At 70.2% G+C, this 14,428-nt stretch carries 14 protein-coding genes; 6 read left to right on the top strand and 8 right to left on the bottom strand.

Annotated elements, in window-relative coordinates; genetic code table 11:
* Positions 1–35: 35 nt before the first annotated feature.
* The 4 genes from OHA34_RS07165 to OHA34_RS07155 form a co-directional block, all read right to left on the bottom strand.
* Entirely contained in the window at positions 36–2,489 is a 2,454-nt protein-coding gene (locus tag OHA34_RS07165) for a hypothetical protein (RefSeq protein WP_329521051.1), read from the bottom strand.
* A gap of 232 nt (positions 2,490–2,721) precedes the next feature.
* Positions 2,722–5,619: an ATP-binding protein gene (locus OHA34_RS07160; protein WP_329521050.1), complete on the bottom strand. Its 2,898-nt coding sequence runs from the start codon at positions 5,617–5,619 to the stop codon at positions 2,722–2,724.
* 175 nt (positions 5,620–5,794) lie between these two features.
* Positions 5,795–6,022 (bottom strand): hypothetical protein, encoded by a 228-nt coding sequence (locus tag OHA34_RS38430; RefSeq protein WP_432763070.1) that lies wholly within the window; start codon positions 6,020–6,022, stop codon positions 5,795–5,797.
* 28 nt (positions 6,023–6,050) lie between these two features.
* Complete coding sequence (locus OHA34_RS07155; RefSeq protein WP_329521049.1) at positions 6,051–6,377, bottom strand: transposase family protein; 327 nt, start codon at positions 6,375–6,377, stop codon at positions 6,051–6,053.
* A gap of 652 nt (positions 6,378–7,029) precedes the next feature.
* Between OHA34_RS07155 and OHA34_RS07150 the strand changes: the two genes are divergently transcribed.
* Positions 7,030–7,506: a DUF4352 domain-containing protein gene (locus OHA34_RS07150; protein ID WP_329521048.1), complete on the top strand. Its 477-nt coding sequence runs from the start codon at positions 7,030–7,032 to the stop codon at positions 7,504–7,506.
* Between the two features lie 77 nt (positions 7,507–7,583).
* Here OHA34_RS07150 and OHA34_RS07145 read toward each other — a convergent pair whose 3' ends face one another.
* Positions 7,584–8,768: a hypothetical protein gene (locus tag OHA34_RS07145; protein ID WP_329521047.1), complete on the bottom strand. Its 1,185-nt coding sequence runs from the start codon at positions 8,766–8,768 to the stop codon at positions 7,584–7,586.
* Between the two features lie 489 nt (positions 8,769–9,257).
* Between OHA34_RS07145 and OHA34_RS07140 the strand changes: the two genes are divergently transcribed.
* Together OHA34_RS07140 and OHA34_RS07135 are read left to right on the top strand one after the other, a co-directional pair.
* Positions 9,258–9,500: a hypothetical protein gene (locus OHA34_RS07140; RefSeq protein WP_329521046.1), complete on the top strand. Its 243-nt coding sequence runs from the start codon at positions 9,258–9,260 to the stop codon at positions 9,498–9,500.
* A gap of 197 nt (positions 9,501–9,697) precedes the next feature.
* Entirely contained in the window at positions 9,698–9,901 is a 204-nt protein-coding gene (locus tag OHA34_RS07135) for a hypothetical protein (protein ID WP_285940316.1), read from the top strand.
* Between the two features lie 128 nt (positions 9,902–10,029).
* Here OHA34_RS07135 and OHA34_RS07130 read toward each other — a convergent pair whose 3' ends face one another.
* From OHA34_RS07130 to OHA34_RS07120, 3 genes are read right to left on the bottom strand one after another with little or no spacing between them, the layout of a single operon-like run.
* On the bottom strand, positions 10,030–10,563 hold the full coding sequence (locus OHA34_RS07130; RefSeq protein WP_285940315.1) for a GNAT family N-acetyltransferase: 534 nt from the start codon (positions 10,561–10,563) through the stop codon (positions 10,030–10,032).
* Positions 10,564–10,576: 13 nt separating this feature from the next.
* Positions 10,577–11,560, bottom strand: coding sequence for an MvdC/MvdD family ATP grasp protein (locus tag OHA34_RS07125; RefSeq protein ID WP_329521045.1), 984 nt, complete (start codon positions 11,558–11,560; stop codon positions 10,577–10,579).
* 3 nt (positions 11,561–11,563) lie between these two features.
* Positions 11,564–11,764 carry a hypothetical protein gene (locus tag OHA34_RS07120; protein ID WP_285940313.1) on the bottom strand — a complete coding sequence of 67 codons (201 nt, stop codon included), beginning with the start codon at positions 11,762–11,764 and terminating at the stop codon, positions 11,564–11,566.
* A 186-nt stretch (positions 11,765–11,950) separates the two neighbouring features.
* On the opposite strand from OHA34_RS07120, the gene OHA34_RS07115 reads away from it, so the two are divergent.
* The 3 genes from OHA34_RS07115 (at position 11,951) to OHA34_RS07105 (ending at position 14,354) form a co-directional block, all read left to right on the top strand.
* Positions 11,951–13,246 (top strand): helix-turn-helix transcriptional regulator, encoded by a 1,296-nt coding sequence (locus OHA34_RS07115; RefSeq protein WP_285940312.1) that lies wholly within the window; start codon positions 11,951–11,953, stop codon positions 13,244–13,246.
* 325 nt (positions 13,247–13,571) lie between these two features.
* Entirely contained in the window at positions 13,572–13,763 is a 192-nt protein-coding gene (locus OHA34_RS07110; RefSeq protein WP_285940311.1) for a hypothetical protein, read from the top strand.
* A 276-nt stretch (positions 13,764–14,039) separates the two neighbouring features.
* Positions 14,040–14,354 carry a hypothetical protein gene (locus tag OHA34_RS07105; protein ID WP_285940310.1) on the top strand — a complete coding sequence of 105 codons (315 nt, stop codon included), beginning with the start codon at positions 14,040–14,042 and terminating at the stop codon, positions 14,352–14,354.
* The last annotated feature ends 74 nt before the right edge of the window (positions 14,355–14,428 follow it).

The following is a 14,428-nucleotide window of genomic DNA, read 5'->3' as shown; positions in this document are numbered from 1 at the left end:
CGTGCCGCCGCCGCATGGCGGCGGCACGCCCGCGGTCAGTCGGTGAGGCGGTAGGCCCGGCTGTTGGTCTGGGTGACGGAGTTGCCCGCGTCGTCGCGCGCGATGATCCGCAGCGACACGTACTGCGCCGGGTCGCTCAGCGCCGGATGCTGGACGGTCGTGGCGAACGAGCCGTCGCCGCGCCGCGCCGCGTCCCGCGGTTCGCTCCACGTCTCGCCGTCGTCGTAGGAGACCTCGACGGTGGCCGTGACACCGCTCGGGGGCGACTGGGACTGCTGGTGGCGCACGGAGAACGCGATGTCGAGCGGGGCGCCCGCCTTCGCCTGGGAGTTCAGGTCGAGGCCGAGGTCGCCGTACCGGATGAACAGCATCGGCAGGAACGAGCAGCCGCGCGACGGGTCCGGCGTGCAGTCCGTCTTGTCGGGCAGGGTCGCCGCCGTGTCGGCCGGTCCGGACCGGAACGTCCAGTCCGAGGTGACCGACATCTGCGCGTCCGTGCCGTACTCCTGCCGTGCCTTCAGCCGGTACGTGGCCGCGCGCGGCACCAGCGGGAGCGGCATCCCGGACGGCCCCAGATACGTCGACGCATTGGTCGTGGTGAAGGCCAGTGCGCCGTCGCGGTAGAACTCCGCGCTCACGAGGTCCTTGTCGACCTGGGGGAACGCCTCGTTGACATGGGTGGGCTCCGAATAGCCGAGGCCGAGGTTCACCATCGCGATGTTGTCCTGGCGGCAGGCGGCGCAGATCCGGTCCATCGCCACCGCCGAGGTCACGAGCGTGTCCGACGTCCCGAACCCCACCGCAGGTGAGACCCGGTAGAGCGGCGTGTCGGCGAAGACCCGCGGCGCCTGGTTCCACTTCTCGCTGATCACCTGGCCGGGCCGCACCTTACGGCGCTCGCCCCAGACGTTCTGGAAGTCACCGTCATCGGTGATGAGATCCCGCTGCTGCCACACCGTGGTGTCGGGCGTGTTGCCGTACACGTAGTCGGTGCGCTCGCCGGGCTTGACCCATGCCCAGTTCCGGCCCATCGTCCACGGCAGCGAGAACTCGCTCGTCATCTGATGCGGCATGCCGGTCGTGCCCGGACGCTGGTACAGCTTCGAGTGCAGGGTGGTGAGGTCGGCCGACCGCACCTTCGGGGACATCGATGCCGGCACCCCGCCGGGGAACGAGAAGCCCAACATGTAGGTGGGGAGGGAGGTCGGCTGCTCGGGTACGGTATCGACGTTCTCGCGGAGGTAGGTGTAGGCCGCGAGATCGAACGAGCCCTTGGTGACCGGTCTCGTCGGCGTGGCGAAGATCATCGGGGAACCCTTGCTGGGATACGCGATGAGCCGCATCTGGATGAGCGCGAACCCCGTGAAGCCGAAGGGGTGGAGGGCGTTGCCGTTGCCCGCCTCGCTCGTACGGGAGAACCACAGGGAGTCCGTCCGCTGCAGCCCCTGCGCGCCCGGATCGTCCACGGTGGGCTGGTACGGGACGGCCTTGCGCGCGTCCAGCGTGACCGTCGTGTCGGCTTTGACGGTGAACTCGGGCTCGGTCACGAAAGCCATCGGCGAGCTCAGCTTGTCGCCCGGCCCGGTCAGCACGGTGGCCTCGACGGCGTAGGTGCCCTCCGGCACGCTGAACGTGGCCTGCTGCCGGCCGGGGAAGTCCATCAGGAAGAACCCGACGTTCGCGTCCTCGACGTTGTGCGCCCAGCCGATGATGTTGCCCGGCTGTCCGTTGAAGTCGATGGAGTTGACGGTGAGGTTGTGGTTGCGGACGCCGGTCGGCTTCGTCGCCGCCGACAGCGGCGCGGCCTGCGCCGGAGCCTCCGGCAGCGCGGGCGCGCCCTTCGGCGGCGCCAGGGTGATCCGGTCGATGCCGGGCAGGGTGCCGATCCCGGCGGGGTGCGCCGCGCCGCCGCGCCAACGCTCGGCCAGGGTGCGGCCGAGCCGGCCGGCGTCCTTCTTGGCGACCTTCGCCCTGGCATGGCCGCCGGCGGTCCCGGTGACGCTCGTCGCGGGCAGGTCCTCGGCGCGGGCCGCGGTGGCCTCGATGCGCACCGGCAGCGTGCCGGTGCGTCTGTCGTCCAGCTTCGCCCGTAGCAGGTAGCTGACGTTGAACAGCCGCGGATCCAGCGTCCGGCCGAGGTAGGGGCCCGCCTCGGCGGGGATCACGTACTGGTCGCCGCGGAAGATGAACTGGGCGAACCCGCCACCGGCGGTGTCCTTGCCACCGGCGGGCGGGAGCACGGTCAGCGCCTGCGCACCGCGCGGTCCGGCGTCCACGCGCACCCGGTCGCCGGTCACCAGCGTCACCGTCCCGCCCGGCGCCGGTTTCGCCGGCTGGGCGACGGCCGGGGGACGCGGCGCGCGTGCCCGTGGCGCGTCGGCGGTTTCGGCGACCGCGGACGTACTCAACCCGGCGACCAGCGCGAGCGCCACACCGACCGCACCCGCCCGATGCGGGCGTTTCGCGGCCGTCAACAGGTACCTGAACACAACGCCTCCCACTGCCCTGAGATGACCCCGATCCGGGTGCGGCTCACGCCTTCACCCAGCCATCGGACGGGTCGTCCGGCGGCTGCTCGCCCGGCTCCGGTACGGGAACCGGGCTCGGACCGGCCGAATCCTGATCACGGTCCGACTCGTCACCGGCCGCCGATCCCCGCTCATCTCGCGATGAATGTGCTTCTGCCATGCCGCACACCATCGCCGCCGGCCACGCGGACAGCTACCCGGGAAAACCCTTGTTCGCCGTGTCGGGCGACCCTTGGAGGTCGGGCGACCGTTGATATCGGGCCAGTTCCGTGCGGGACCGCAGGCCCAGCTTGCGCAGCACGAGCCGCAGGTGCCCCTCGACCGTCTTCACCGAGACGAACAGCTCCTGGGCGATCTCCTTGTTCATCAGCCCGGACGCGGCAAGGTCCGCGACCTGTCGTTCTCTCGGCGACAGCTGCGCGCCGTACCCTTGGTGGCCGCCCCGGTGCCGGGCGGGCAGTGCCACACCGCCGCGACGCGCGAGGCGGGTGGCACGGTCCAGATCTCTGCGTACGCCGAGCCCTTCGTACGTCGCGATCGCCGCGCGCAGCACGGTGCCGCCGTCGGCGTTCCCGGCGTCGAGCAGGCAGGCCGCGGCCTGCTCACGCGCCTGCGCCGCCTCGTACGGGGCCGGCAGCCGGTCATAGGACTCCGCCGCGGCGACGAGATGCGCCGCCGCCTCCCTCGGCTGCCCGGCCGCCGCCGCGAGGTGGCCGCGGGCGTGCCGTAGCGCCGAGGTGGCGAGCGGCGCGTCCTGGTCCCGCATCGCGGCCTCGTAGCGGCTCAGCAGTTCGGTGGCCTCGCGGGCCCGACCCGCGCCGAGAAGGGCCTCGACGAATGCCGGAACGGCGCGTGCCCCCAGCGCCCACAGGCCCATCGCCTCCCACGACGCCACGTGCGCGGCCGTCTCCTCGACCACCGCCGCGACGTCGCCGCGCGTACCCTCGCAGCGCAGCAGGGCGCTGACCGGGAGTGGCAGCAGGTCCATCTCGCCGGACGCGGCCGCCCGCACCATGACGTCCCGTACACGATCGGAAGCGCCCGGCTCACCGCGTGTCACGGCGAGCCCGGCCGCGACCGCCTCGACCGTGATCCGTTCTGTCGGGCGCGCGCTGAGTCGGTCGAGCAGGACAGCGATCTCCTCGTCCAGCTCGGACCAGGAACCGGTACAGAACGAGATCAACGCGAGGATGGCCCGGCATCGGTACAGCATCTCGTCGGACCGGTCCCGTGCCCAGTCGCGTGCGGCGGCCAGCATCGACCGGGCGGTGCCGTAGTGGCCGCCGAGGCACCCGCCGAGCCCGATGGAGTAGAAGGAGTCCGCCTCCTGGTAGCTGCCAGGACTGCTGCCGGTCTCGGCGAGCAGCCGCTCCATCAGCACCGCCCAGCGCGGGTCGCCATAGATCACCAGGAGCATGGCGGCCTTGCCGGTCACGAACAGCCGCAGATCCGGGTTGCCGATCTTCGGGATCAACGCGAGCGCGCGGTCGACCCACGCGAGTTGCTCGCCCGGTGCCACATCGGTGAGGGTCGGGATCCCGAGCGCGACCATCGTCCAGGCGGCCAGGTCCGGACGTCCGTCCAGGTCCTCGACCGCCGCGACGAGCGCTTGGTGCCGGCTGGCCGGATCCGCCCGGACCACGTGGTAGTGCAGGGCGAGGAGAAACCGGAGCTCCCCGCGGAGCATCCGGGGAAGGTCACCATCGAGCGCGCCTTCGATCAGGTGGGACACGTCCGGAACCCGGAGGACGCGATGGACCGCCCAGCCCAACCGCACCGCGAGCTCGGCCCGCCGTTCCGGTTCCAGCGGCGCCGTTCGCAGCACCTCCTCCAGGAGACGGACGGCCTCGGCGTCGTCGCCCAGCTCCGTGGCCTGGCCCGCGGCGCGTTCGGCGGCCTCCACCCACTCGTCGACGCGATCGGCGCGCCGCAGGTGGTGGGCGACCTGGCCGAGCGGGATCGGCCGCAGCGTCCGCAGCGCGGTCGCCGCGGCGGCGTGCAGCTTCTGAGCGCGTGACAGCGGGATGCTCTCGTACACCGCCTGCGAGGCGAGCACATGCCGGAACGCGATCCTTCCGTCCCGTGCCTGGAGCATGCCGGATTCGAGGATCTCGTCCAGCGCGTCGCCGGGTCCCCGCAGGCAGGTCGCGCCGAGGACCGGGATCGGCACCGGGACCTGAAGCACGGCCGCCGCCTCGGCGACCGCGCGGGCCGTGTCCGAGAGCCGCGCGAACCGTTCGAGCACCGGATCGCGTACGCCGACGGGCACGTCGAGCTCCTCCAGCGTGCGGCGCTCCCAGCCGCCCCGGCGCCGCACCAGGTGGCCGCGCGCTTTGAGCAGCGCCAGCAGTTCCTGGATGGCCAGCGGCAGTCCGGACGCCCGTTCGCACAGGTGGGCGGCGAACTCCTCGGTCAGCTCGCCGGCGGCCAGGATCGCCGCCGCCAGCCGTCCGGTCTGCCGCGCGTCCAGCGGTTCCAGCACGAGCCGCGCGTACGTGACCGATGGCGAAGGCCGCAGGATCGCCGTGCGCAGGGTTGGCGTGGCCTCCTCCTCCCGGAACGTGAGGACCACGGACAGCCCGTCCGGCGGGCCAGGCAGCAGGTAGGAGAGAAAGTCGGTGGTCTGTTCATCCGCCCAGTGCAGATCCTCGATCACCAGGATCGCGGGGGTGAGCGCGGAAAGGACCTCCGACAGCCCGCGAAACACCCGGTACTTCTCGGCCGTGCGATCGTCAAGCGGCTCCGGTGGGTCGGGCAGCACGTCGGCGAGTTCGGGCAGCAGACCCCGCAGCGCGCCCGCCACTGGTGAGAGGGTGTCCGGGGCCAGGTGCTCGCGGGTGTCGCGGAGTGCCTCGACGACCGGACCGAGCGGGAACGGCTCGCGGATGCTCCGGCACGCGCCGCTCAACAGGCGCCGGCCGCTGACCTCAGGCCGGGTCTCCAGTTCGGCCACCAGACGGGACTTTCCGATGCCCGCCTCGCCCTCGACGACCACGACCGCGGGCGGTCGGGTCACGGCCATGACGAGGCGAGCCAAGTGTTCGTCCCGTCCTACCAGCACCGGTGAGAGCACCCGCTCGCCAGTCGTCATCCGATGCGCGATCCCGTCACCGATCCCGGGTCCGCAACAGCCTCCGGGTACCCCGGTCGCCGGGGCCGCGATAATTGTCCGATATTCAACCCCAGAACATCCCAAATGTCACTGAGCTGATTCCTACCTCATTTGTCCCGGTGGTGAAGAGTGAGGATGGCCTGGACGATGGCGGTCAGGCGGCGTGAGCAGCGGGTCTTCTGCAGGATGTGCCAGCGCTTGAGCGTCGCGGAGCCTGTTCGCCGAGCGCGCGGACCTTGGCGTGGTACCGGTTGAACAGATTCTTGCGTTTGCCCAGCTTCCGGCGCTTCTTCCGCTTGTAGGGGGCGCCGACCACGCCGCCGGATCCGACATAGGCATTGTCGGCGTAGCAGGCGATCGCGCGGCTGGTGAGGGCGTCGATGATGCCGTGGGTGCGGGCGGCGGTCAGATCATGTGTCGGGCCGCGCCGACGAGGCCCGGATCAGCTCGCCGTTCGGGTCGGTCAGGAACTGGATGTTCATCCCGCGCCGGTGATGCTTGCCGCTGCAGTGCAGGCGGTCGTTGAGCCCGGACAGGCGGTCGATCGGCGCGAGGGTGCCGTCCAGGATCACAAACGCCTTGCGCTGGGCGATCCGCATCGCCTCGCGCAGATCGGGTGCCCGGTCGGCCAGCAGCGCGATGACCTCGGTGATGTAGCGGTGCGCGGTCGCCGCTCCGATCCCGAACACGGCCGCCAGGCGGGCGAAGGTGTCGTTGCGGCGCAGGTGCACCAGCACCAGCGGCGCCTGGCCGATCGCCGCGTCGCCCCATGCGAGTCCCGGCTGCTACACCAACAGCTCTTCAGCCCGGGGGGACTTTAACGGCCATCTTGTCGTGGACCTTCCCCGGGCGATCGCGTTCCTCTCCGTCCAAAGCCGCTAGAAGCCCGAACGTCCCGCGTACGCCTGCCACCCCGCCTGCGATCCCTCGGTCGATCTGAACTTACTCTCCGCAACTTCAGCCCGGATTGGCCGCAGCGTCAGTTGCGGGAGATCGGAAAGGCTTTGATCTCCCTCTAAGAGAGAAGATGGGAGGCCAAAGTAATCCTCTGAGCTGGGAATACGTGGTGTAGCGGCTCGGGCTCTCGAGGTGTCGAATCGTGTTCACACCGAAGAGGTCACTGGTTCGAACCCAGTATCGCCCACCCGCAGGTAGAAGGCCGTTTTCCTTGCCAGAGGAGAGCGGCCTTTTTCGCGTCTGTGCGTGCCTGGTGCGTGATGATCTTCAAGAGTCGTCTCGTGCGTGCGTTCCTAGTGCGCGTGGAGTATGACCGGATGGTGACAGCCGTCTGCCCCTGGCAACGGCCGCACCGCCCGGTGCGTCACACTCACATCCCGCGCTTCAGAGGGCCATGCCTCCCGCCACCGTCACGTCATGACAGGGGACCTCATGCGCATCCGCGTCATCATCATCGGCCTGCTGGCCGTGCTCGGATTCACCTCGGCCTGCAACCTCGAGGAGGAGCCGACGCCGGTTCAGCCGGCGGAGAAGGGCGCCGCCGTAAAAGGCAACGGTGGCAAGAAGAAGGCGACGCGGATCAAGCTCGCTGCCGTGCGCACTGCACACAAGCCCGGCCCGCTCGACACTGGCGGCGCGTTTTCCTGCGTGCGTGTGACCGTCGTGAACCAGAGCGCGAAGAACCTGGAGGTCAACCCCATGTACTTCTCGCTTGTCGACACCGGCGGCACCAAGCACGAGATCGACATCACCGCCGCCGCGGGGAACGGCCAGATCGACACCACCACCCTCGCGCCCCACGAGAAGGCCAAGGGCGTGGTGTGCGGTGCGGGCAAGTTCGTGCCGAAGATCGTCGCGATGACCAATCCGCTGTTCTCCGAGGCGGCCCGCGCCGAAGTCGCCGGCTGACCCTCGAACGAGACCGACGCCCCGCCCCTCACACGCGGTGAGGTGGCGGGGCGTCAAGCGTGTGGTGCACGCGCTTCTCAGCGTAGCCCTGCCGAATCGTCGGCAGGGTCGACTACGTCGAGAAGGCGCCGCAGATCCATCGCTGCGTCCACGATCACGGACGGCCCGCGCCGCCGAACGATGCCGTCTACCACGCCCGTGAGGATGTTGGTCGTCCGCGCCGAGCCGACCTCCGCGGCCTGGTCGAGCACCTCGATCAGCACCGGCTCGGCCTCGTTCCACGCCTCTATGTGAACCAGCACCTCCAGCAGTTGGGCCAGATCGTTGTACCGGGCGCGGGTCCGCGTGGACGCCCGCCGGCGGGCGTTCGTCCGGCCGGACGCCGACTCGGTGATAGCCGTGATCGCCGGGTCCCACTCGCCGAGCTCCACGTGGAGCATCCCGCGATGCCAGGCGAGCTCGGCCCCGTCGAGCCACCACGTCCATTTCGGGTCGCGGGCGGTGATGCTCGCGGTTACGGCGCCGGTGGCGTGGTCGAGGGCGGCGAACGCGGCGGGTCGGTCGCCCATCTGGGCCAGCGCCCGCGCGCGCCGCAGGTCGAACAGGGCGTGGACGCGCGGCGGCATCCGCTGGTCGTCCTGCATGTCCTCGCAGAGCCTGAGCGCCTCCCGGGATCGCCTCAGGTGCAGCGCCAGCAGCGCGAGGTGCGACATGTTGAAAAGCTCCATGCTGAGGTCGCCGGCCAGGCGCGACAGGAGGAGCGCCTCGTGGATGACCTGCCGCGCGGTGTGCTGCTTGTCCGCGTCATGGGCGATCCACGAGGTCACCTCGGCGGTCTCGCCGGTCGCTGCCTCCAGGTCGCGTTCGATGGCTCGTTCGTGGTGGCCGGTGGCGAGCTTGGCGTGCGCGGCCCGGAAGATTCGCAGGCTGAGCGGCAGGAGATCGTTTCCGCCGTACAGGCTGTCCAGGCTGATCAGGTGCTGGTTCGTCTCGCGGATCGTCTGGACGTAGTCGGCGTCGACCGGGCGTCCGCGTTCGCCCCGGGTCTCGACAACGCCGAACAGCACGGCCGCGGAGAGGTCGTCGATGTCGCGGGGGATGTCGAACAGGTCGATCTCCGGGGTATCGAACGCGGCGGCGTACAGGCCGCGGGTTCGTTCGTCGGGCCGGTGATCTCCTCGTTCCCAGCCTCGGATCTGCCGTACGAGGGACTCCAGCGGCGGGTACGGCGAGCCGTTCGCCTTGTGGAGTTCACGGGCCATGTCTGGTTGGGACCATCTGCGTGCCGTCCGTTCTGCCCGTAGCCGAGCAGCCCACGGAGGCCGTAGTCGATCGGTCATTGCGTGCACCATTCGCTGACCGGGCAACCCCGGACAGGGTCGTGTCCGGGCCCTTCTCCGTCATTGTCACCTGTCGGGCGACCCTACGCGGGGTGTTCGCTGAGCGTGACCGGATCACAACCCGCATCGCACAGGACGGTCACGATGATCACGACTCGCTCAGACGACACGGCGGAGCTACCCGAGCCCGACGGTCCCGCCCTCCTGGCAAGCCTTGGGGTCGCGTTCCGCGGCCAGGGCTTCACGGCCGAGATCAAGAGTGGGCTGCTTCGGGTGGCGGACGGGCCGGACGGCCGGGGTGTCCGGCTCGATTGCCGTCGGCGGGACGGTGATTGGGACCGGTGGTGGTTTACGTGGGCGGGTGGGATCTGGCTGTGTGAGGCTGACAGGCCGTTCGAGGCGATCACGACGGTGAAGGGTGCGTTGCGGCGGGGCGGGGACGCGCATGCCGGCGCCGCCGCGAGCGCGGAGCGGGCGGTGGCCGAGGTCCGCGCGGAGTTCCCTGACTGGACCATCACCGACACCGAGACCGAGGACGGGCGCCGGTGGTGGGCGAGCCGCGGCGCACCGACGAGCACCATCCTGAACCGCGACTCCGACCTGTCCGCCAGCAGCCCCGAGGCACTGCGGTCCAAGCTGCGGGCCCACCGATGAACGTGGGCGCGGCGGAACCATTCCGGGGAGCAACCCCCCGTGCCCGCCCGATGTCGCACGGCCCGCGCGGGGGTCGTGCGGCCCGATGCCCGGTCGGCGGACTGGGGAATCCGTCCGGCCGGGTGGGGGATCGCGCGGCCGGTGCTCCACACCCCCGCCGCTTGGGGGAGCACCGGCCGCGCTTGAGGGAGGCAGCGATGACGGAATACCGGCTGAGCGGCGCTGACGGCGTCTACTTCCTCCGCGACCAGGACGACCAGATCGCCGGGACGCTGCTGCGCGAAGCGGGCGGGTGGTGGCGCGGCGTCGCCCCCGACGGCCGGGTCCGCAAGTTCTTCATCGCCCCCGACGAGGACGGCGACCCTCGGCTGATCGCGGCCGAACGGCTGGTCAACCGATAAACTCCGCGGCCCCGGGTTGACGGCGCGCGCCCGGGGCCGCGGCACCATCCGATGCAGCGCGCGAAATGCCCCGCCCACCCGAGGTGAGCGGGGCTCTCGCATACCGTGGGGCCTGGCCAGCCCGCCTGCTAACCCTGAGTCTCCAGCTCGTAGGCGACCCGCCCGTGCCGCTCCCACACACGTTCTCCGCCGACGCGCTCGATCGTGATCCGAGCAGCAGTGTTGCTCACGGCAACGATGAGGGTGGGGCGTTCGACGTGGGCGCGGATACGCGGCAGAGCGTCCCGCAGCAGCTCGGCGCCGAGGCCCTCGCCGCGACGGGACGGCCGGATCGAGAACCAGACCTGTCCGCCGACGTGGTGGAGGACCGGGACGAGGTAGTGCCGAATGCAGAGGCGGCCGAGCATCTCGGGCTGGCCGTCAGTGCTGGTCTCGCACCACCATGACTCCATGCCGGCGGTGCCGGGGCGCACGCCAGGGCGCGGGAAGGTCCCCTGGCGAAGGTTCTCCGACAGGTACGTGAAGTCGCCGGCTTCCAGGTCGTGGCGGGTGAGGCCGTCGGCGTCCGGCCAGCCGTCAACGGCGGCGTAGTCCCGCTGCGCGTCCAGGAAGGGCTCGCGGAGGCGGGTGTGCGGGGCAAAGAACGTCCGTACCGTCGTCATAGTCGCCATTCCCTCACTGTTTCATCGGACGGGCATGATTCCGAGTCGCATCAGCTATTCGTTGCCCGACAGTGAGCAGCAGGTCAGCGAACGCGGCAGTGATCTGTAGGCCCGACTGGAGCTCGACGAACCCGAACATTCCGGACGGATTGCATTCGAGGAACACCCACCCGTCCGGGCCGGCGATGAAGTCGAATGCTCCGTACTCCAGTCCGTACCGGTGAAGGTAGGCGGCTGCGGCGGCCGCGATCCGGGCGGGGATCGGGACGGGGGTGAAGGTGAGGCGGTCTTGGACCGGCCGCCAGTCGAGCAGGTCGGTGCCGGAGATCTCCACGGCGAACATCTTCGGTCCAACGACCGTGAGCCGTATCGACCGGCCGGGGATGACCTCCTGGAAGCACGACGCCGCGGCGAGCAGGTCGGGGACCGAGGCCGCCTCCGCGATCCCCGCGGTGACCATCGCGTCGGGGTCGGCGCCCTGGGCGTGCTGTGCCTTGTACCGCACGCGGGCGCCAGCCGGCCTGCGCCGGATCCACTCCCGTGCCGTAACGCCGCTGCTGGTGATCAGCGTCGGGGGCACGGCGAGCCCGCACGCCTGGGCGGTCAGTAGCTGGTCTGGTTTGTCGTTGGCGACGCTGATCCTCGCCGGGTGGTTGATCCACCTGACCGGCAGCGTCCGCAGCACTCCCAGGATCGAGAGGGCGTCCTCGCGTGCCGCCCACGCCCGCGCTGCCTGGCTGGTGATCGCGGGATGACCTGATGGTGTTCCCGGCCAGCGCCAGAGCACCGACACCACATCGGTGAGCCGCGCGGCACGGTGCTGGTCCCCGACCTCGCCCACCCACCGGCCTTCCTCGAGGCGGGCGTCGATGTTGAGCGGTCCGGCGCCGGGATCGAGGCGGACGACATGCGCGTCACGCTCCTGTAGGGCGTGGACGATGAGGTCGGTGGTGTGGTCTTCGGTGTCGGTGAGGATCAGCACCGCGCCGCGGTTCACGGGTCAGCCGCCCGCGTCGGTCTTGTTGTCCTTGTCGGTGGTGCCCCACGTGACCGAGTACGCCTGCAGCAGGTCGGGCTGCGCGGCCAACGGGACCCCGTTGGCGAGGGTCTGCTGCCGGACCGGGCAGTACGTCAGGTTCGGCGGCGGGGTGGTGAACGCCGGGTCGAGCGACTGCTGATGGATGAGCCCGTACGGGGTCATGGGGACCTCCTGGGTGTCCGCGGCGCCTGCGGTGGCACCGTCGAGCCCAGTGCACCGCGGGAGTGACCCGAATCCGTGATCGTGTGCAGGACTTGCACCCGTGTGCAGATTCTGCACATCACTGTGGGGAGCGGCATCGTCACGCGTACCGTGGGGATGACCCTCGCGCGCCCTAAGTGAGGCGTGATGTCTTCAGAGCACTTCTGGCAGTCGCCTGTAGTGCAAGCCCTGGTCGATGCACGGGATCTCGGCGGGGTGATCCGCATGGCCCGCGAACATCAGGGCTGGCGGCAAGCCGATCTCGGGCAGGCGGTGGGGTACTCCCGGTCCACGATCTCCCGCCTGGAGACCAGCGCAGCGACCCGAGACCTTGTGAAAGCGCGGGTCGTGGCCAACCGTTTGGAGATCCCGGCCGAGGTATTCGCCCAGCTTGTAGGGATCGGACAGTGCCCGGCAGTTACGGTGGTGGCGTCTGTGGCCGCAGCCCCGGAGGATGATCCCATGCACCGTCGCTCACTGCTCGCCGCCGCTGGCCTCGCCGTCCCAATGTCCGCTCTCCTCCAAGTCGACGACGCGCTGGCAGTCCTCCCCGAGGTGCAGGGCGCGGCGACACCACAGCGGATAGCGTCGCTCCTCACACGAGCCCGCCGGAGATGGGACACCGGTGATCTAAGCGCCCTCGTACGGAGTCTGCCCGAGTTGCTCGCCGCCGCGCACCAGGCCGCCGAGCAGAGCGACGACCGAGCCGGGTATGTGCTGGTCGCGTCGGCCTATGATCTCGCCGCCGAGGCCCTCAACAAGATCGGTATGGGCCCGCAGTCTCGCATCACGGCCGATCGGGCAACGCTGTTCGCCGCCCGTTCAGAGGACGTCCTGGCTCAGGCTGCAGCGGCGCGGACCCTCGGCGTCGTGCTGCGGCACGAAGACCGGCCCCGCATCGCCGAGCAGGTCACATTGCAGGCGGCCGAGCGGATCCACGCCGCTGGGCTGCCCACCCCAGAGCATGCTGCCGCGTATGCCCAGATGCTGTGCACCAGCGCCTACAACACGGCGCAGGCCGGGGATAACCGAGCCCTGGACATGATTCAGGACGCGCGGGCCGCGGCACGCTCGCTCCCCCAAGGCACTCCTGCCCTTGGTCGACGGACCAGGATCGACAGCCCCCAGGTCGCACTGTATGAGGTCAGCGTTCATTGGGCGTTGGGCGACCCCGAGAAGGCTCTGGCCGTGGGCCACGAGCTCAAGCCCGCGATGTTCGCCACGCCGGAGAGGCGCGCCCGGCTGCACACGGACATGGCGCGGGCGTGGTGGCTGCGAGGCCGCCCCGAACAGACGGCGCAGCGGCTCCTGGCCGCGTCGCGTGAGGCGGCCGGGGAAGTGCGTGACCGGCCTGCGATCCGTGCGATGGCGCAGCAGGTCGTGGCGCGTCATGGCCGCGTGGCGGGCGCGCGGGAGCTGACCGCCCTCCTGAGAAGGCGGTAACGCGGCAACGAGCCCCGCGACGCCGGTGCCCTCGACATCACCGCCCTGAACCTGGTGCCCTCGGAAGCGCCGAACTACCAGGCCGGCAGTTGCACCATCTACCACTGGGGCCTCACCCGGCTGTGCGACGACTTCAGCACCCGGGCCTGACCGACCGGCGAATGCAGTGGCACATCGCCAGTCCAGCGGGCTGGCTGTGTGCCCACCCCGTCCACAGGCGACATGGGCCGCCTCCCCTGGGGTCTGCGAACGTCGCCGACCCACAACGGCTGAACGACTCCACGTTGCACCCAGCCACTGAGCATCACCAAGGAGAGCGTTGATCATGAGACGTATCCTCATCGCCTCGATCGCGGCTGTGATCGCGACCGTGATCACTGCGGTACCGGCCACTGCGGCACCGACCATTCCGTACCGGACAGTCACTGCCCTGGAATGCAGGATCGGCGGCGGCGTCAACGATTACTTCGGAGTCTGCGTCGGCGGAGCGTACGACGGCTACACGGTCATCGGCTAGCGCGACCGGCCGTGCCGCCGCAAAGTCGGCGCGCGCTCGCAACTCAGGCATGACGAAAACCGCCACACCCTCCAGAAGGGTGTGGCGGTTTTTGCTGCTCAGACGCCCGCCGACCGGGTCAGGCTGCCGGGGCGTGATGGACGCCCACGCCGCACCGACCGGCACCGCTCACCACAGGTGGCGAACCCAAGTGGCCGAGACTAAGAGTAGTTGAATGGGTGTGAACGGTGAGATTTATGGGAGTGCAATCCCGAGGCCGCAGAAAGGGGATCACCCGTGATCACCCGTACCGCGTTCACCGGTCTGGCCGTGGCCGCCGCCGCGGCGCTCACCCTGACCGTCCCCGTCGCCCCCTCCGCACAGGCCGCCGAGGCACGCGCCCCGAGGGTCATCCGCTGCGCGCTGGTAGAAGCAGAACTCCCCACCGTGTTCGGGCGTGACTGCGGGAACGAGCACTGGGGCCCGATCCAGGACTTCGTCATCGTCGACCGCGACACCCGGAAGGCGTTCCACTGCCGGAGCGGCTGGGCCGAAGGTTCCCTGTGGGTTCGGGGCGAGGACTGCCGGCAGGTCCGCGCCCCGGGCGCCTGACTCTCGGGAAGCGCAGATAGGTGATGTGGGCTTGGCGGAGAGGTCGGGGAGGTCGGACATGAACGTCTTTCGAT

This window comes from Spirillospora sp. NBC_01491 (genome assembly GCF_036227065.1).
Classification (GTDB): domain Bacteria; phylum Actinomycetota; class Actinomycetes; order Streptosporangiales; family Streptosporangiaceae; genus Spirillospora; species Spirillospora xylanilytica.
This window is presented reverse-complemented; position numbering and strand designations above follow the sequence as displayed.

Excerpts from the sequence above, each read along its gene's own strand:
- OHA34_RS07160 (WP_329521050.1), bottom strand. The coding sequence starts at position 5,619 with ATGACGACTGGCGAGCGGGTGCTCTCACCGGTGCTGGTAGGACGGGAC.
- OHA34_RS07150 (WP_329521048.1), top strand. The coding sequence starts at position 7,030 with ATGCGCATCCGCGTCATCATCATCGGCCTGCTGGCCGTGCTCGGATTC.
- OHA34_RS07145 (WP_329521047.1), bottom strand. The coding sequence starts at position 8,768 with ATGGCCCGTGAACTCCACAAGGCGAACGGCTCGCCGTACCCGCCGCTG.
- OHA34_RS07135 (WP_285940316.1), top strand. The coding sequence starts at position 9,698 with ATGACGGAATACCGGCTGAGCGGCGCTGACGGCGTCTACTTCCTCCGC.
- OHA34_RS07130 (WP_285940315.1), bottom strand. The coding sequence starts at position 10,563 with ATGACGACGGTACGGACGTTCTTTGCCCCGCACACCCGCCTCCGCGAG.
- OHA34_RS07120 (WP_285940313.1), bottom strand. The coding sequence starts at position 11,764 with ATGACCCCGTACGGGCTCATCCATCAGCAGTCGCTCGACCCGGCGTTC.
- OHA34_RS07115 (WP_285940312.1), top strand. The coding sequence starts at position 11,951 with ATGTCTTCAGAGCACTTCTGGCAGTCGCCTGTAGTGCAAGCCCTGGTC.
- OHA34_RS07110 (WP_285940311.1), top strand. The coding sequence starts at position 13,572 with ATGAGACGTATCCTCATCGCCTCGATCGCGGCTGTGATCGCGACCGTG.